Origin of the sequence: uncultured Nostoc sp. (assembly GCF_964247315.1) — a bacterium.
Lineage (GTDB): Bacteria > Cyanobacteriota > Cyanobacteriia > Cyanobacteriales > Nostocaceae > Nostoc.
This window is the reverse complement of the sequence record NZ_CAXTTT010000139.1, coordinates 1-18,358: the sequence shown is the minus strand read 5'-3', so window position 1 is coordinate 18,358 and position 18,358 is coordinate 1. Positions and strand designations below refer to the sequence as shown.

19 protein-coding genes are annotated in these 18,358 nt (G+C 39.4%); 6 read left to right on the top strand and 13 right to left on the bottom strand.

What is annotated here, in order from left to right; genetic code table 11:
- Positions 1–223: 223 nt before the first annotated feature.
- The gene (locus ACFE93_RS29595; RefSeq protein ID WP_375478876.1) at positions 224–598 is read right to left on the bottom strand and encodes a hypothetical protein; all 375 of its coding nucleotides are present in this window, start codon (positions 596–598) and stop codon (positions 224–226) included.
- Positions 599–897: 299 nt separating this feature from the next.
- Between ACFE93_RS29595 and ACFE93_RS29590 the strand changes: the two genes are divergently transcribed.
- Both ACFE93_RS29590 and ACFE93_RS29585 read left to right on the top strand, forming a co-directional pair.
- Positions 898–1,083: a hypothetical protein gene (locus ACFE93_RS29590; protein WP_375478874.1), complete on the top strand. Its 186-nt coding sequence runs from the start codon at positions 898–900 to the stop codon at positions 1,081–1,083.
- Positions 1,084–1,876: 793 nt separating this feature from the next.
- Positions 1,877–3,955: a hypothetical protein gene (locus ACFE93_RS29585; protein WP_375478872.1), complete on the top strand. Its 2,079-nt coding sequence runs from the start codon at positions 1,877–1,879 to the stop codon at positions 3,953–3,955.
- A 180-nt stretch (positions 3,956–4,135) separates the two neighbouring features.
- Here ACFE93_RS29585 and ACFE93_RS29580 read toward each other — a convergent pair whose 3' ends face one another.
- The gene (locus ACFE93_RS29580; protein ID WP_375478870.1) at positions 4,136–4,465 is read right to left on the bottom strand and encodes a hypothetical protein; all 330 of its coding nucleotides are present in this window, start codon (positions 4,463–4,465) and stop codon (positions 4,136–4,138) included.
- Positions 4,466–4,552: 87 nt separating this feature from the next.
- Between ACFE93_RS29580 and ACFE93_RS29575 the strand changes: the two genes are divergently transcribed.
- Both ACFE93_RS29575 and ACFE93_RS29570 read left to right on the top strand, forming a co-directional pair.
- Positions 4,553–4,741: a DUF4089 domain-containing protein gene (locus ACFE93_RS29575; RefSeq protein WP_375478868.1), complete on the top strand. Its 189-nt coding sequence runs from the start codon at positions 4,553–4,555 to the stop codon at positions 4,739–4,741.
- The gene (locus ACFE93_RS29570) at positions 4,738–6,126 is read left to right on the top strand and encodes an AtzE family amidohydrolase (protein ID WP_375478866.1); all 1,389 of its coding nucleotides are present in this window, start codon (positions 4,738–4,740) and stop codon (positions 6,124–6,126) included. Before ACFE93_RS29575 ends, ACFE93_RS29570 begins: the two co-directional genes overlap by 4 nt.
- A gap of 62 nt (positions 6,127–6,188) precedes the next feature.
- On the opposite strand, the gene ACFE93_RS29565 is transcribed toward ACFE93_RS29570, so the two are convergent.
- The 9 genes from ACFE93_RS29565 to ACFE93_RS29525 form a co-directional block, all read right to left on the bottom strand.
- Positions 6,189–7,307, bottom strand: coding sequence for an ABC transporter permease (locus ACFE93_RS29565; RefSeq protein WP_375478864.1), 1,119 nt, complete (start codon positions 7,305–7,307; stop codon positions 6,189–6,191).
- A gap of 37 nt (positions 7,308–7,344) precedes the next feature.
- Positions 7,345–8,451 carry an ABC transporter permease gene (locus ACFE93_RS29560; protein WP_375478862.1) on the bottom strand — a complete coding sequence of 369 codons (1,107 nt, stop codon included), beginning with the start codon at positions 8,449–8,451 and terminating at the stop codon, positions 7,345–7,347.
- A 15-nt stretch (positions 8,452–8,466) separates the two neighbouring features.
- Positions 8,467–10,470, bottom strand: coding sequence for an ATP-binding cassette domain-containing protein (locus ACFE93_RS29555; RefSeq protein WP_375478860.1), 2,004 nt, complete (start codon positions 10,468–10,470; stop codon positions 8,467–8,469).
- A complete protein-coding gene (locus tag ACFE93_RS29550) occupies positions 10,470–11,831 on the bottom strand; it encodes an HlyD family secretion protein (protein ID WP_375478858.1) in 1,362 nt (453 codons plus the stop codon). Before ACFE93_RS29550 ends, ACFE93_RS29555 begins: the two co-directional genes overlap by 1 nt.
- Before the next feature lie 99 nt (positions 11,832–11,930).
- Entirely contained in the window at positions 11,931–12,569 is a 639-nt protein-coding gene (locus ACFE93_RS29545; protein WP_375478856.1) for a hypothetical protein, read from the bottom strand.
- A 527-nt stretch (positions 12,570–13,096) separates the two neighbouring features.
- Entirely contained in the window at positions 13,097–13,354 is a 258-nt protein-coding gene (locus tag ACFE93_RS29540; protein WP_375478854.1) for a hypothetical protein, read from the bottom strand.
- Positions 13,355–13,526: 172 nt separating this feature from the next.
- Positions 13,527–13,787, bottom strand: a complete 261-nt coding sequence (locus ACFE93_RS29535) for a hypothetical protein (RefSeq protein WP_375478852.1) — start codon at positions 13,785–13,787, stop codon at positions 13,527–13,529.
- A gap of 77 nt (positions 13,788–13,864) precedes the next feature.
- Complete coding sequence (locus ACFE93_RS29530; protein WP_375478850.1) at positions 13,865–14,128, bottom strand: hypothetical protein; 264 nt, start codon at positions 14,126–14,128, stop codon at positions 13,865–13,867.
- A 1,318-nt stretch (positions 14,129–15,446) separates the two neighbouring features.
- Positions 15,447–15,707: a hypothetical protein gene (locus ACFE93_RS29525; protein ID WP_375478848.1), complete on the bottom strand. Its 261-nt coding sequence runs from the start codon at positions 15,705–15,707 to the stop codon at positions 15,447–15,449.
- A gap of 448 nt (positions 15,708–16,155) precedes the next feature.
- On the opposite strand from ACFE93_RS29525, the gene ACFE93_RS29520 reads away from it, so the two are divergent.
- A complete protein-coding gene (locus ACFE93_RS29520; protein ID WP_375478846.1) occupies positions 16,156–16,425 on the top strand; it encodes a hypothetical protein in 270 nt (89 codons plus the stop codon).
- Between the two features lie 439 nt (positions 16,426–16,864).
- Positions 16,865–17,272, top strand: coding sequence for a hypothetical protein (locus tag ACFE93_RS29515; protein WP_375478844.1), 408 nt, complete (start codon positions 16,865–16,867; stop codon positions 17,270–17,272).
- Between the two features lie 162 nt (positions 17,273–17,434).
- Here the strand turns inward: ACFE93_RS29515 and ACFE93_RS29510 are convergent, their stop codons facing one another.
- Together ACFE93_RS29510 and ACFE93_RS29505 are read right to left on the bottom strand one after the other, a co-directional pair.
- Positions 17,435–17,941, bottom strand: a complete 507-nt coding sequence (locus ACFE93_RS29510; RefSeq protein ID WP_375478842.1) for a GNAT family N-acetyltransferase — start codon at positions 17,939–17,941, stop codon at positions 17,435–17,437.
- A partial coding sequence (locus tag ACFE93_RS29505; protein ID WP_375478840.1) for a GNAT family N-acetyltransferase occupies positions 17,938–18,358 on the bottom strand: 421 nt, incomplete at its 5' end. The genes ACFE93_RS29505 and ACFE93_RS29510, both read right to left, overlap by 4 nt.

Genomic DNA, 18,358 nt, shown 5'->3' with positions numbered 1-18,358 from the left:
GGTGTACACACAAGTCAAATTACCCCCCTTAATCCCCCCGATATATTGGGGGGAAATAAGAAATCTTGTTCCCTCCCCTTTCTAAGGGGAGGGTTAGGGTGGGGTAAATAACAACATAGATTAGTGAGTCCCCTTGTTTTATCTTCACCACTTTATAGTGTCAAGAAAGGTTGTGATTTTAGTCTACATAATCTGTTGGTATTTGCAAATCAACAGTGTTATTTTAAGCTATTGGGCGGCTACCATCTATCTCTAGAGTATCTTTAATTTGGAGTTTACTCTTGGCGATCGGACGTTGACCATCTATATCAAGAATTTCCTCAACCTCAAAATCACTAGGGTCAATTGGACGCTCGCCGTCTACAGCTAGGATCTCTTGTTCTTGAAAATTACTCTTGCCGATTGGGCGTTGACCATCTATATCAATTGTTTGATCGCTATAATTTTCATTTTTTGCAATTGGTCGCTCACCATCTATATTAATTGTTTCCTTAATCTCAAAGTTACTTGGATCGACTGGGCGCTGACCATCTATATTAATTGTTTTATTTGACTGTTTAGGTTCGTTAGATAATGAATTGTCGTTAGCTTCAGCCATTTTTGCCTCTCGATTTAATTTTTTTTACTACTATCGACTTTGTTTTTGTTATCCATATTTCTTATTATTCTTATAGACTATTGATCTGTTGCCAATATCATTTTAAGAATTGTTGATCTCTCAGTCAAAGAGACTAAGTTTGGGTAAATAGCATGAAAATTTATTCATCTAAGTTCATCTAATAAGATAACATACTGAAGCACAATAAAAAAGTCCTCTACCACAGCACAGAATATATCTGTGACTTTAGAGGGATTTTTCATCTTTCAAAAAAAACTTGATTAAATTGTTGGAGGAATGTGATATTTTCTAACGCAGCTAAATCCGGTTACAGCAGCACTGATTGTAAGTTCGGTACTGTTCGCGTAGCGTCTTTGTCAGCAGAAGGCAGGTTTCCCATAGGGCAAACATATCTAAATATTGACGAGCCTGGATCGATACCGTTGCCAAATTACGAAGGTTCAATGCCTGTAGAAACGGAATGAATACGTCCTAAAGAAGTCAGCTTGGCAAAAAACTGGGTTAATAAAGTAGACTCAGGAATTTCTGTAAGTATCGCCAGCCCTATCTCTTCATACTCTTTTTTTTTGGCAAAGGTATTGAGTAATACATCGCTAATTTAAAATACTGGTGGGAGTGGTTGATTTTGCGCGGTAAGTGAGATGATTTTTGTCCTCACGCAGAGATGCAGTTTGCTGTTAGGCGTTTCTGTAGGATAACGCAAAGAATCAGAGATCGAGAGATTGAATTTTCATCTTTATATTCAGCAACTTACGGGTATTCAATACATCTCTTGCACGAATATTGAATATTTCTGAACAGATAACTGGCAAGAGCCATCTTTTAGGTCTTTTTTGCGCCTTCTTTATGCGAACTTCTAAATATTTTTATATAAGTGGTTCAACTTCATTGTCATCCCAAATCAATGCCCGTGCAATATTAGACTTTATGGTAACAATTTCTGTTAATAAGTACCCAAAGAACTACTTGTGTCTACTTGTGTGGTTATTTAAGTAATTATAACAAATTATACACAAAACTTGTAAAAATATTGACAAAGCATTTTTATTTTGCCAAAACATTTATATCAACTATTACCTATTGAAAGGCATTACGTCATTTTCCAACTCAAAGGATAATGCATACGCATTTTTGCTTAACTTTATACTGCTTAGTTTTGTTTGCTAAGTATTATCGCTGGGTTCATTCCTTTACCAATGAGACTATATGAGCATTCGCTTGTTCCATATTCCTTTAAGGAAAATAATCCGCTTTTCTATGCTCACTCTAGCTACAACCGTAGCACTTACAACCGTTGAACCTAGTCGTAGCGCAACAGCATCTGAGTATCAATGGAATCAAGTCTCTATAGGGGGAGGAGGCTATGTTACCAATATTTATCTGCATCCTTTAGAGCGGAATTTAGCCTACATTAGAACCGATATAGGTGGCTTCTATCGTTGGAATTCGGCAGAGAAGAGATGGATTCCATTAACAGATTCCTTTGGGTCTGATAAAAGTAACTACTACGGCGGAGAAGGATTAGCGCTTGACCCTAACAATCCAAATGTTATCTATATTGCAACAGGCAAATATACTGGGGCTGGCTTAGGAACCATCTTCAAATCGACCAATAAAGGTCAAACCTGGAGCAAACTGAATATAGATTTGCGAATGGGTGGGAACGAAACTAAGCGATGGGCAGGGGAAAGGCTCGGAGTTAATCCATTTGATTCTAATATCATCTTCTTTGGTTCGCGTTTGGATGGACTATGGAAGTCGGTGAATGCTGGTCAAACATGGAAGAAAGTAAGCTCTTTCTCTGGAAAACCCAATGCATACATTGGTATTACAGGAATTTTGTTTAGCAAAAAGAATGCTGGCTTGGTTTATGCAAATGCCTATGGAGACGGGATATATAAGTCTACCGATACAGGTGTTACCTGGAGCAGAATAGCCAAAAGCCCATCAAAAGTAAATCGAATGGCGCTTAATAGCAATGGAGTCCTGTATGTAACGCACACATCAGGAGTTAGCAAATATGCAAATGGGACTTGGAGCAATATTACGCCAACTAATATCAAAACTATTTCATTTAATGGCCTTTCTGTAGATCCCAAAAACTCTAATCACGTTTTAGTTACTTATGACCAATACCATGAAAGTACTAATTACTCTAGAGTCTTTCAATCTACCGATGGTGGAACTACATGGCAACAGAAAAGCCATTCATTGAATTCTCAAGTCCCTTGGTGGTCAAACTGGTATTTTGCTTCTTCGGCCTCAGCGATTGAATTTGACCCAAATATTGCTGGCAAAGTTTGGTTAACAGACTGGTTCGGAACTTGGCAGACAGACAATATCAATGCTAACAAGCCTATCTGGTCTAACTATGAAAAAGGACATGAGCAAACAGTTACTTTTGACCTCATCTCACCTCCAAAAGGCTCACTATTGTTAAGCGGTGTGGCTGATGTAGAAGGCTTTAACCATGGTCAGAAATTAGATACTTACCCATCTACTCAATTGGGTGGTATTAACGGCCCTTGGTTTCAAGAAACATACAGCATTGCTTACAGTGAAAAAGATCCTTTACGCATGGTACGTGTTGGCGGACATCGAGGGTTCAATACCTTTACAGGAGCAACTTCCACAGATGGCGGACATACCTGGAAAAACTTTTCCTCCTTTCCGCAGAATACTATGCCACTACGGGTAGCTATGTCTGCAACTAATCCAAATTTATTTGTAGCGATCGCCAGCGAGAAACAACCTATACGTACAACTAACGGTGGAGCTACTTGGAGTGGAGTATTAGGTTTACCCAACGGTTCTAAGGGGCCGTGGTACTGGGGTCAACCATTGGCATCAGACAAAGTAGATGGCAATATTTTTTACTACTATAGCGATGGCAAAGTCTACCGCAGTAAGGATGGAGCTGCATACTTCAGTATTGTCAACTCATCACTTCCCAAGGAAGATTGGTCTATGCTCAAAACAGTTCCGGGGGTGAGTAACGAAGTTTGGATAAGTCTCGATTCTAATGGGCTTTATCGTTCAACAAACGGTGGTGCGACGTTTGCCAAAATAGCTAGTGTGGAGAAAGCTAATTTATTTGCTTTTGGCAAGCCACAAACAGGAAGTAAAATTCCAGCACTATATTTATATGGCAAAATTATTGGTATGGGAAAAGGAGTTTTCCGTTCTTTGGATAGAGGGCAAACATGGACAAACATCTCTAATCCTCAACATCCCATCGGCAATGTCCCGAACGTGATGGAAGCTAGCAGACAGCAATTCGGGCTAGTCTTCATTGGTACCGACGGCAAAGGAATCTACTATGGAAAACCAAATTAATATAATTTCTCACTTCCTTTTGCATTTTTTGCGCCTCTGTGGTTAGATAAATAAATTACTGCCACCTCATACTCATACGCACTCAACCAATCTTCACGAGTCGTAATATCCCTAACTTTCAACTCGAAACAGAGATTTTGGATTTCTTCTTAGTACAGCATTTTATTAATTCGTAGCGAATTAATGAAAGGCAATACCTTGCAATGCCATTGCATCCCAATACAATGTTAATGCGTCCCTCTGCAATGCCATTGCATCTCGATACAATGCCAATGCGTCCCTCTGCAATGCCATTGCATCTCGATACAATGTTAATGCATTCCCCTGCAATGCCATTGCATCTCGATACAATGCCAATGCGTGCCCTTGCAATGCCATTGCATCCCGATACAACGTTAATGCATCCCCCTGCATTAAAAACGCTACGCTTTTACGCAAAACTGTACTTAGCTTTGATTGCAAGCCTTTACATAAATAACAGCCGGGTTTACTGTATAAAATGAATTGCATTTCAGTTGTTGCAAGAAGTTATAAGTTTAAGATAACGTAGACGCTTTGGCTTGTCCCAGGCTACTGCAAAGGGTGCAAAGGAGAGAGATGAGAAGAGAAGGGTTTGATGTAAGTGAATATGTCGATCAAATGGGGTTTTTGTTGGATTTGCAGTTAAAAGATGAGTATCGGGATGATGTGCTGGCAAATTTTGAGAGAATTAAGGCGATCGCTAATCTTGTAAATTCTTTTCCTTTACCAGAGGAAATTGAAGTTGCACCAGTTTTTGAACCATGAATGATGCTGTATCAATAGCTGCTGCTGTGCGTGAAGCTAAAGTTAGCGCAGTGGAAGTTACCAAGGCTGCGTTAGCACAAATAGCAGCGCGGGATAATCAACTTAACTGTTTTACGGCTGTGACTGCCAAGATAGCTTTAAGTGATGCAGCACGCATTGACAGAGAAATTGCCCAAGGTAATAATCCTGGAACACTTGCTGGTGTGCCTTTTGCCGTGAAAAATCTCTTCAATATCGCTGGTTTAACAACTTTGGCGGGGTCGAAAATCAATGCAGAAAACCCACCAGCTACCCAAGATGCAACCGCAGTAGCAAAGCTGAAGCAAGCAGGTGCTGTGCTAGTTGGTGCTTTGAATATGGATGAGTACGCTTATGGGTTTGTAACAGAAAACTTCCATTACGGTGCTACTCACAACCCCCATGATTTACAGCGAGTTGCTGGTGGTTCATCGGGTGGTTCGGCGGCGGCGGTTGCGGCTGGGTTAGTACCGCTGACGTTGGGTTCTGATACTAATGGTTCAATTCGCGTTCCGGCGGCGTTGTGTGGCGTTTTTGGTTTCAAGCCAACTTATGGAAAATTATCTCGTGCTGGAGTAGCTTTATTTTCTAGCAGTTTTGACCACATTGGCCCTTTTGCGCGTTCGGTGCAGGATATTGCTACGGTGTTTGATGTACTGCAAGGAGAAGACGATCGCGATCCCATTTGTACAAAGCGTCCGCCTGAATTATGTTTACCACAACTCAAACAAGATATTTCTGATATCAGAATTGCCATTGCTGCTGATTATTTCACAAAAGGAGCAGAACTAGAAGCTTTAGCAGCAGTCCAAAAGGTAGCTGATGCAATAGAAGTTACTAAATACGTAATCATACCAGAAACACATCGCGCCCGTGCAGCAGCCTTTGTAATTACAGCTAGCGAGGGCGCAAATCTGCATTTGGATAAATTGCGATCGCGTCCTGAAGATTTTGATCCAGCAACACGCGATCGCTTTTTGGCTGGGGCGTTAATTCCTAGTAGTTGGTATCTCCAAGCACAACGGTTTAGAAGATGGTATCGCGATCGCGTTCGGGAAGTGTTTCAAAATGTCGATGTAATTATTGCCCCAACTACACCAATTTCTGCACCATTAATTGGTCAACAAACCATGATTTTAGATGGCGAAGAAATTCTTGTCCGTCCTCATTTAGGGTTGTTTACTCAACCATTATCTTTTATTGGTTTACCCGTTTTATCAGTACCAATTCAGCACCAAAATGCATTACCTTTAGGTGTGCAATTAATCGCCGCACCATATAATGAAGCCTTAATTTTACGGGTTGCAGCTGCGTTAGAAGCAAAAGGTATAGTTTCAGCACCAGTAATTTTCACCGCCCTTAACTAAGAGGTTGTTTGAAAAATCTAATTTATGCTTAGACTCCATAAAAACTTAGTATCAGACATCCTCTAACTTAATTGATTGCGAAACTTGCTAAGACTAATAGTTAATAACACAATAGCAATACTAAGCAATGCCAGAATATGCATCCATAACACATCTAAACCAACCCCTTTAAGTAAAATTCCTCGAACAATGGCAATGTAATGACGTAAAGGATTCAGTAGAGATAGGACTTGAAAAAAGGGGGGCATGGCTTCGATAGGGGCAAGCACCCCAGAAGTCTGCAATATCGGCATATTGACGAAAAATGACATCAATACTACCTGTTGTTGCGAGCTGGAAAACATCGCCAACATAATACCTATACTTATCCCAACCAGCAGATAGATAATTGACAGCCCAAAAAATAGTAGAAAATTTCCACGCAACGGTAAACCAAAGACCAGTTGTCCTAAAGTCAAAGCTAGCAGAATATCTCCCATGAGCAAAAACGCTAAAGGCAAAATTTTGGAAAGCAAAATTTCCCAGTTTGCAGCTGGTGTCATAAGTAATTGCTCCAAAGTTCCGCTATCTTTCTCTCGGACAACAGCGATTGATGAAACTAGTGTTCCAACAAGCGTTAATACTAAACCCATGACTCCCGGCACAAAATACCAGCTACTTATTAGTCCGGGATTATATAAAAACACGACTTGGAGTGATATCGGAAAATTCAGCTGGGTTTGCCCAAAGTTACGATTATAATTTTGAATAATCTGAGTCATGTAGCCACTAGCAATACCTGCTGCGTTTGCATCCACTCCATCAATGAATACTTGAATCTCAGCTTCTTTTGTTGCCAGCTTTCTAGGGAATTCTGATGGAATAATCACCCCTAGATTGAGTTTGCCTTCTTCTACTTGACGGCTCAAATCTTTCTCAGTTTTTGGTGCAGATTCTATACTAAAAATGCTATTAGAGGTCATTGCCTGAACCAGTTCCCGACTAGCACCTACATTGGCATAATCAATAACACCCAATTTCAAATTATGTACATCAGGATTAAGTGCAAATCCATAAAGTAATAATTGCATCGTTGGTGGTATAATCATCAGAATAATTAACTGCTTATCTCGCAAGATTTGATTGATTTCTTTGCGAAGTAATGCCCAAAATGAGCTATTAAATAGTCGTGAAAAAAACATATTGGTTAGTCGCTGCGACACCTGAGAATAATATAGTTTAATAAGGCAATTGCATCTTACCCAAAGCACGACGCGTTATATTAAAAAACACCAATCCAAAAACAATCAATACGATTAGATCAAACCAAACTCCTGTCCATCCGGTACCCCTGACAAATGCATCACGAGTGATATCTATAAAATAGCGGGCGGGAACTATGTTAGGCATAAGTGATAGGGGAAAGGGAATGTTGCTAATAGGATAAATAAAACCAGACAGTAATAGAGAGGTAACAAAACCAATCACAGAGACACTTTGTACAGCAGCATTTTGGTTACTGCTTCGTACCCCAAATAGCAAACCAAACAAAACACTGTCTGTAAGAAAAAGCAGGGTTCCGATTAACAAGGTGATAGAATTGCCTACTAAGCTAACCTGGAAAATTAGCGAACCTAGACCCATAACTACGAATGCTTGAAGGATAGCTATCAGTAGGTAAGCCAGTCCTTTACCAAGTAACAGTTCAGTTGCACTGATACTAGAAGCGTAAAGTTGTAAAATGGTACCTTTCTCCTTTTCTCTCACCATTGAGATCGCTGTCAGTAAAGACGGAAAAATCCACAAAACCACGGCATAGACTCCCGGTACGATATACAGGGACTCTAATCGACCGGGGTTAAACCATAAACGAATTTGAGGTGTGACGCTGTTATTAAATGTTATTAATCCTTGCTCTTGCATAAAAAAATTCGTCACTCTTTGAATGCTGTTTTTGATCACACGAGCATTATTCACATCCGTACCATCAATCAGCACTTGCACCGTAGCACTTCTACCAGCTTGCACATCTCGGCTGAATTGAGGAGGGATAATGACTGCTGCCTTAGCAATGCCACGGTCGATGGCATCCCGCACCGGGTCGTTTCCCAACCATTGGGTGGGCATAAACTGATTGGTGGCGTATAGTCGCTCAATATAGCTATTGCTAATGTTTGTGCGGTTAAAATCTTGCACGATTAAGGGAATATTTTTACTTTCTAACCGGATTGCAAACCCAAAAATGAGTAACGTCATAAATGGGAGTATAAATGCTAACCCTAATGTCAGGCGATCGCGCTGAAACTGTACTAGTTCTTTGGTAAACTGAGCAAAAATCCGTTTCATAAAGATAAAAAAATACTAGTTTTGCGATCGTTGTACTATACCGATGAAAGCGTCTTCTAGGGAAAAAGAAATGGGGCGGACACGGGAAATGGTGATTTTAGCAGATTCTATAAGTTTTAGTAATTGAGGAAGTTCTCGATCGGGGTCGTCAAGAACAATGTGTAAACTATCGGCAAAGATGGAGACACGCCAAGGATCGAGGTGTTGTTTGAGTAGATCGGCAGCAGCTTGGTTTTGGTTGACGATAACTTCCATAAGTTGTCCTGGTTGACTGGCTTTAATCGAGCTGGATGAACCAGAGATGACGGTTTCTCCTGCAACCATAAAACTCATGCGATTACACTGTTCAGCTTCTTCAAGGTAGTGCGTGGTTACTAAAATAGCTGTCCCGTTGCGGGCAAAGTCATTAATTAACTTCCAGAACTGACGGCGTGCAAGCGGATCTACCCCTGATGTTGGCTCATCAAGGAATAGAATATCTGGTTCGTGCATTACCGAAGCACCAAAAGCAACTCGCTGCTTCCAACCACCCGGTAGCTGTCCGGTAAGCATCTTTTCCTGTCCTTCTAACCCACAGATGGCAATCACCCAATCAATTTTCTCTTGGCGTAGCTTGCGGGGTACACCATAAACACCGCAATAAAATTCCAGATTTTCTAAAATTGTTAGGTCATCGTAAAGAGTGAATTTCTGGCTCATGTAGCCAATACGCCGCCGCAATTCAGTACTACGGAGGTTACTTGTTTCGCCCCCAAGGGAAATGACACCACCACTGGCTTTAAGCAATCCACACAACATTTTAATTGTGGTGGTTTTCCCAGATCCATTCGCACCTAAGAGTCCGAAGATTTCACCGTAGCGTACTTCAAGATTGACGCTTTTGACTGCTTGAAAATTGCCAAAAAAGCGGTTGAGGTTATGAGCATATATGGCAATCGATGAGGAACTAGGATTAATTTCTCTATCGCCTGCTACAGTTAACTTGTAGTTCTCCACTTTCCATTGCTGGTTGGTTGCTTTAGCTCTCGGAAATGGAAAAAATTGCGCTGCTAACCCCTGTTGCCGTAAATGCGTAACGAAGACATTTTCTAATGTGGGGCTATTAGACTCAATACTAAATGATAATTGTTGCTGTTGCAGCAACTCCTGCACCTGTCTACGACCTAAAGTTATATCTTTGACAAGAACATCAAGGCGATCGCCAAATGTTTGCACATCTACAATGTTTGCTTGTGCTGTATCTAATAATACTTGCTCGCTTAATTGCAGATTTGAGGTATGAACTTCTAGGCGATGTAAGGCTAAACTGGAGCGTAAAGCAGCAGGAGTACCAATTTTTTGAATTTGACCTTCATACATCAAAGCTACGCGATCGCAGCGTTCTGCTTCATCTAAGTAAGGTGTAGCAACGACAATGGTCATACCTCCTGCTGATAGTTGCGCTAGCACATCCCAGAACTCTCGCCGTGAAACCGGGTCAACACCTGTGGTAGGTTCATCCAGTAACAAGACTTGGGGCTGTGAAATTAAAACACAGCAAAGTGCTAGTTTTTGTTTCATACCGCCTGAGAGTTGTCCAGCCTGCCTCTTGGCAAACTGCTCCAAGTTCATCAAGCGTAGCAAGCGATCGCGACGTGTCCAAAATAAATCATCTGGCACTTGTCGCAAACCAGCTGCATAACGTAAATTTTCATTAATATTAAGATCCAAATACAGAGAAAACTGCTGCGTCAAATACCCCGTTATTGAGCGAGCATCCCGTGCAAGCTGACCAAATATCTGCACTTCTCCGGCGGTGGGTTCCATCACGCCACCGAGAATATGAAAGGTTGTGGTTTTCCCTGCACCATCAGGGCCAATCAGCCCAAACATTTCACCCTGCTGCACTGTCAAATCAATCCCCCGCACTGCGGCTAAACGACCATAGTGCTTGTGCAAGCCTCGAATGTAAATACTTTGGGTTGCAAGACTTGGGGTTTGGGGTAAAATTTGAGCGCCACTTGTGACTTTGCGATCCATTATTTACCCTTCAATAGAATCTCTGCATCAGCTGGCATCCCAATCTTGGCACAGGGTAAATCTGCACCAGTGTAGGGTTGTTTGGGGTTAAAGCAGCTCGCAGGGTTTTCAACACTTATGCGAATACCGACAACTTGCCTGACCCGATCCTTCTGAAAATAGATATTCTCAGGTGTAAACGAGGCTTGGGCATCGATGGCAATTACTTTACCTTTAAGGGGTTTATTAGGCGCAGAATCTAATAAGATTTTCGCTACCTGTCCTTGGCGCACTTTGCCAATATCTCCTTCAGGGATAAAACCCCTCAAATAAATCGTATAGGGATCAATCACTGTCAGAATGTTCGTTTGACTATCCACCACTGCACCTGGTTCGACACTGCGGGCAGTTACAACACCGTTTAGAGGACTGAGAACATTTAGGTCTTTATTGGAATCTTGAATTTGGGTAATGAGTTGTTGTTTTGATGCCAACGCAACTTTCACCTTTGCCTGAGCAGATTTCACTTGCGCCCAAGCAGATTTCATTTGAGCAGATGTTTGAGCGCGCTTTCTCCTTAAGGCTTCTAACTGAGCGTTCCTAATACCGGGGTTGAAACCAGTTGATTGAGCTTGGGTGAGCGCCGCTTGGGTAGCACTTAACTGCTCAGAAGCCGCATTTACTGCTGCCTGTCGTGCCTGTAAAGTTGCGATCGCAGTGTCGAAGGTAGTTTGTGTTTGGTCAAATTGCTGTTGGGTAACTGCTCCATCATTGAGCAATTTTATATAGCGATCGCGATTTATCTTAGCTAGCTTAACTTCTGCTGCTGCCTGTTTGAGTACTGCCTGTGCTTGTACCACTTGCGCTTTAGCTGCTGCGGTGTTAGCTCGTGCTTGATTAACTTGACCTACCGTATCACCTCGCGACTGCTGTAAGTTAAGTTGGGCTTCAAGGATTTGGCTGTTGACTTCTTCTATCTCACCCTGTACCCGCTCTACATCTGAACGAGCCTGTTGTTCGTCAGATTGAGCAGACGCAACCTGTGCGTTTGCAGATTGCAGTTGTCCTTGTAGGAGTTGGTCGTTGCTGTTATCTAACCCAATTAACTTCTGACCTTTTTTAACCGCAGTTCCTTCGCGTACTGCAATCGACTCAATTCGTCCCGAATGCTTGACGCCAATTTTAGTCTCATAACCTTCAATGCGTCCACTTAACTTGAGTATATTTGCTTTCGGTTGCGGCTGCAAGCTCCAAAATAAATAACCAATACCTGCGATCGTCACGGCTGCCAACATCAAAGGAACCGCTTTGGTGCGACGCTGCTTTGTTGGTTCTACTGGAGCAGGAAGACTTTCTGTGTATTTAGAGACAGTCTGAGCCATGCTATTACCCTTGATTACTAATTTATGGATTGGATTCCCATCTTGCAGCAAGCCTTAAACGAAAGTTTGTACTCTATAGAGGCGCGAAATTAGCTCTAACTAAGACAATACAATCTGTGTTGCCAACAGAGCTAAGATAAATGCAAAATCAACTGCCGAACCAATTAAAGAGCCAAAAATCTTTGTAGGTAAAGCATTGCCAAACAACATTACCACTGTTCCCACAAACATCCAAGGCCATTGGATTTCACACCAAATGTAGAATCCTGCCACACCAACTAGCAAAGCGATTAAAATTGTCAAAATTGGCGCTTGACTTTTTTTCGGTTTATATCGCAAACTGCCAGCAAAAGTTATTGGTGCTAGTTCCAAGTGCTTAAGATTAGTCATTATTCCCAATCCAATCAAACCAAATGTAATCGTCCAGCAACCAGAAAACAACATCGGTTTACTTGCCCACAACACACCAGCAGCGCTAGCTAGTTGAACAGCCACTACCACTAACAATGGAATCAATAGATCATGTAATAAGAAGCGCAGACGATTAAGTAACTTTAAGAAACTACCTTCATTAATCAAACGACCCAGCGAAATAATCAGATTGTCATAGGTCATTCCAGCTATCACTAACAGCAGCAACAATATATTGGCATGGTGTGAGTGTTGCCATAAACTTATGCTCCATGTAGCTAAGACCAAATTAGCTACCGTATAGAGTGGATATAAGATAGCCCCCATAATTTAATTCCTAGTATTTTTACAGAACGAAAGTTTGGATTACAAAGTTAACTTCTATATATTCTTAATTAGGTTCAGCAAAATAACTGAAGCACATAAGAAATCAGATATGAGCTAATGAGTGCCTTCTTGAAAAAGCAATGTTTTATACTTTATCATCACTCTATTTGAAATATTGTAAAGAAATAAGTATTTAATTATTTTTAAATATCTCTGTAAAAAATTTATTCAAATGTTGAATTATCATCCAAAAATAGATTAAATACTATTGATTTAACCTCAAATCCTGAGCTTTTCGTTTAAAAACTTACTTTTTTATTTCAGGGTGAAAATTGTACAAAAAATGAGTCAGGCTAAGGTAAACACATCTAAACCAAATTTAAAAGCTTTGACTAAAATGAACCTACGCTTGCATCGTGCCATTAGGAACATTACAAGTACGACGTTAAAAAATGAAGGGCTAGAGTTAAAGTTTGACTCCAGCCCTAAATATGCAGCTTTAGGTAATATCTAAAGCATTAATTTGTCTAATTGGGAAAAGAAATACCCCTGACTAATGTTCCAAACGTTACGTCGGCAGCTCCTACTCTACCGCTAACACTACTGAAACTCTCTGAAGAAACAAACGTTGATCCTCCACCCTGAGAAATACCTAAGACGGTTCCTGTGCTATTTCCAACAGCTTGAACACCAGGTATCTGACCCCCATGAACAGCGTCCAAATCTGTAGCTGATACTTCTTCAAACAAGCTAGATTGTAATTCAGCGATTTTGATATTAGCCATAATCTCCTCTTTGAGTTTTCTTGGTAGTACGTTGACGTATCTTATTTACTATGCTTCTAAAATTATCACTGATGATTTTTAAGAAGCGAAAGACCGTGATAGAGGCTAGAGTCAAACTTTAACTCCAGCCCTAAATATGCAGCTTTAGGTAATGCCTAAAGCTGTAAGTTGTCTAACGGGGTGAAGTTCCACCCCCACTGACTGTTCCAAAGCTTAAGAAGAAATTCTCTGGTCTACCTGTAAGGAAACTTCTACTTTCTGTGGAGAAAGCGGCTGATCCACCATTAGCAAAAGTTACGCCAACTCCTGAAGTTGCTCCAACAATTTGAGTACCAGTACCAGGTATCTGACCCCCATGAACAGCGTCCAAATCTGTAGCTGATACTTCTTCAAACAAGCTAGATTGTAATTCAGCGATTTTGATATTAGCCATAATCTCCTCTTTGAGTTTTCTTGGTAGTACGTTGACGTATCTTATTTACTATGCTTCTAAAATTTTCCCTGATGATTTTAAGAAGGGAAAGACTGTGAGAAACCACCAGCAAAAGCACTAGCAGAGAAATTAGGCGATTCAATGCTTCCTTGAAAGGTATTAAATGATTGAGTACCGTTTTGAATCCTTCCCCCCCCAACATTTACACCTGTGACAAGAGCAGTAGCACCTGTAGTAATTTGGGCGGCGGATTGACCTCCATTAACTGCCTGTAAATCGGCATCAGAAAGTTTCTCGAATTGGCTTGTTGGGTGCAATTCAGATATTTTTATCGTAGCCATAGATTCTATCTATCCAAAAGAGATTAATTGAAATTTGAACTGCGTTTGTTCAACAAAATAACTATAAACAATTCAGAGAATTTTGCAACACTTTTTTCCCTTAACTTTTGTAAATTTATTTTTGATATATTTGCTAAAAAACAACAATTTAGGTGGAGGATAACGCCACCTAACTTGTTGCTTTAGTTGTTAATTATCAGAATAATTAATATGCAAATTAGAACTGGGTTGATAATTAACTTTTAGAGTAATTATCTGGAACACCAGCACTTTTCGCACCATTCTTTATCTAAAAGTGCTGAAATCAAAAGCACTTGAAGCCAAAGTGGTAGACAAGCGAATTGTTGTTTTATTCAACTATAAAGTTAGCTCGACCTTATCCAATTTTTTAGCAAAGTGAACACTACCCCTGAAAGCTTTGTGCAACATTAGTTTTACTTTTTTAACTTCATCAATAATCTGTGAAGTTAAAAAAGTATTTGCCAAAAAGCCAGGGTTTTTGCTAGATAAAGCAAACCGAGTTCTTAATTTTAGATAAAGTCGAGTTTAGAGTATGTTTGCAAATTTAAACATACTCTAACGGTCAGAGTACTTCCGTTAAATTCTATTGCGGAAATTGAAAAAAGCTATTTGAGACTAACGTCATCTTCGTTTTATCGTAGCCATAGATTTTATCTATTCAAAAGAGATTAATTGAAATTTGAACTGCTTTAGTTCAACACAATAACTATTAAACAATTAAGAAAATTTTGCAATACTTTTTTCCTTAACTTTTGTAAATTTATTTTTGATATATTTGCTAAAAAACAACAATTTAGGTGGCGTTATACTCCACCTAAATTGTTGCCTTAGTTGTTAATTTTCAGAATAATTAATATGCAAATTAGAACTGGGTTGATAATTCACTTTGAGAGTAATTATCTGGAACACCAGCACTTTTCACACCATTCTTTATCTAAAAGTGCTTAAAGCAAAAGCACTTGAAACCAAAGTGGTAAGCAAGCGAATTGTGATTTTATTTGACTATAGAGTTAGCTCGACTTTATCCATTTTTTTAGCAAAGTGAATACTACCCCTGAAACCTTTGTGCAACATTAGTTTTACTTTTTTAACTTCATCGGTAATCTGTGAAGTTGAAAAAGTATTTGCCAAAAAGCCAGGGTTTTTACTGGATAAAGAAAACCGAGTTTTTAATTTTGGAGAAAGTCGAGTTTAGAGTATGTTTGCAAATTCAAACATACTCTAACGGTCAGAGTACTTCCGTTAAATTCTATTGCAAGACTGAAAAAAGGTATTTGAGACTAACTTTATGTTCGTATTATCTTGGGTTGGGTCGTGTTACTTTTCCTTGAAGTAAAGTTCCACCCTTTACTGTTTTATTCCCCGCAGCGTCTACAGATATTGAACCAAAACTAACATTACTAGCCTCTACTTTAGCTCCTGTGTCGTCGGAAATAAGTAACGTTCCAGTTGTTAATAGTATGACTGTACTGCCGCCTCCAACTAAGTTTTCGGCTTTCACATCATTTAGAGATTCTAAGTAACTTGGCTTGCAGTCTAAATCACGAATTTTAAGCATACTTCTCCCTTGTTAACTTCCTGTTTACCTTTGATTAACTTCCTGTTTAGGATTATTGTCTGAGTACAATCTACTGATTGTTTTTTCCGCCACAAAAAAGAATAGCACTATTAGAAATGAATAAATAGTAATTTTACATATTTTTTTTTCTTACGATCATAGAAAACCTCACACTGTCAAGCTATTTACCTCATTTTGTATTTATAGGTTGTTTGAAAAGCATTTCGCTGTAACTGATTTTAGGTATTTTTAAATCTTCTGTAATCCTAGTCCTAGAGCCGTTTTAGCCTACAGTGGCAAGAAGTTTATCAATATGATAATAGAGAAATAACTGAGAAGTTGCAATGGAAATATTACCATTTATGCGGAAAATATTTACTCGCTTTTCAGGCGATTTTAAGAACAGTAGTGGTTCGCGAATGATATTCGCGAACCGTAAATAGATAAAATGATCTTTCGATTTCAGGTATTAACAAGCGAGTCTGATATCACACACCAAAATACTGCCTTTATTCTCTGTTGGTATACATATTGTTGGCAGATAGAAGAGTATTATCAAATTCTGAAATGGGCTGCAAAGCAGAAAGCGATCGCTTGGTGGGTGAGAGATGTCTTTGATAATAGGTTTTTTGACTCTGATTGCCGTGCAACTATTAAGAATGACTTATTTGTATCGACAAAACTATTAAGAATGACTTATTTGCCGCGCAACTATTAAGAATGACTTATTTGTATCGACAAAACTATTAAAGATGACTTATTTGTACTGAACTAAACTACAAATTATTGCATCATAGATGTTAACTAAATTACAGATGTATCTGCTGCTTGCTAGTACACCTCCAAAGCGAAAAATAATGTGGAATTAACTATTGATTGGACAATACGCGCAATAGTGTGGTTAGGAGGATACTTAGAATATATAAAAAATAGTGTAATTGGGATACAAGTTTGGTGAAGAGGTTAGTTAGAGTTGGAAACCTTGTGCTAAACTTGCTTGTTGTATTCTTTATTACATTTTGTTGTATTTTTTATTACATTTTGTTGTACTGCTTATTACATTTTGAAATTAATGGTTTAATTTTAATTGTTTAAAAGCTTTGTAGAGCCAAGAATGGTTCGTATAAGTTATTCGCGAACCGTATATTTTTTGTTTTATGCCCAATAACTCAAAACCGTCACCCCAAGAAGATTTATATGCACGCATAAATTGCGTAGTTCAAGCTAAAGAGCATCTTGAGAAAGAAATCCAAGCAATAAGTGCAAGTGCTTCGGGAAAAGTAGCTGCATCTTCCTGTTCGATTGTTCGCTATCTCGCTAAAGGCAGGAATTCAGCGTATTGGTATTATAAACTACAGGCTGGTGTGGCAATATTTCCCACAAAGACTGATGGTAAGAGTTCTCGTTACAAGCATTTAGGTAAAGCTGGTAGTAAAGCATACCTAGATGCTGTAGAACAAATTTTTCTAAAAGCCAAAATCGAAGCATTAGATCGTTCAATTAAAATTTTAAACCAGGGTTTGAAAGATTTAATCGAAGAAACTTCTAAATACAACAAAGATTAGTAGTGGGTTCGCGAATAATGTGCCCGCGAACTATTCCCGCTTCTCTACATCCTGTGAAAAGTCAGGAGTAATAACGAATTGCATACTCCTACGGAGAAGCAAGCTACGCGCAGCGTCTCGTAGAGAAGAGAATGAATAAATACTTAACTAAACTGTATTGTACTATACTTCATTAAAAGCATCTGGATAAACAACCTTCCCTTTATACTGCTTTTGATAGTTTTGCAGTGCTTTCACCATGAAGAATTCCTCTGGTACTGGAAAAGGAGACTCGATTTCATAAACTACAGAAAGCTGAAAACCAAAGCGAGTATAGAATTGAGGATGACCTAATACAATTACTATGGCTTCTTTCTTTACCTCTGCTATTTCTAACCCTGCTTTTATTAGTGCACTGCCAATTCCTTGTGTTTGAAACTGTGGATAAACTGCCAAAGGTGCTAAACCAAGTACCTGAAGTGTTTCTTCACCTACTAGATTAAGATAGCTGAATAAAATATGACCGACTACAACATTTTCAACCTCTGCAATTAGAGAAAGTTCGGAAATATAACGATCAGAATAGCGAATTTTCTCCACAAGTTTAGCCTCGTTTTCTTGCCCAAAGGCTAATGTATTCACCTCAGCTATTGCTGTGTAGTCTGACAGAGTTTCACAACGGATATTCATGATTTTAAAACTAATTCCATAAAAACCCAGTTGGCTTGATGTTCTAGAGGAATCTCTGTTTTTTCCAAATACGGCTCGATATTCTGAAAGCCAAATATATGATAAAGTGTCTGTGCTTCCTTTGCAAAAGGGGCGCTGTCTAAACGTATCATGGAGTAACCAATGTAGGCAGCTTCATTGATGATAGCTTCTAATAAAGACCGACCGATTCCTTTTCTGCGAAATTGTGCTCTTACATACATTCTTTTAATTTCACCAATATCTTCACCAATCTTTCGCAAGCAAGCGCAGCCAGCTATTTCTTCCTCATATTGTCCCAAAAGCAAGCGCCCTGAAGGGGGTAGAAATTCGTGGAGTTGAGTTATATAGCGTTTCTTAGTCTGGTGAAGTACAGTAACAAGAATGGGTAAACCAGTT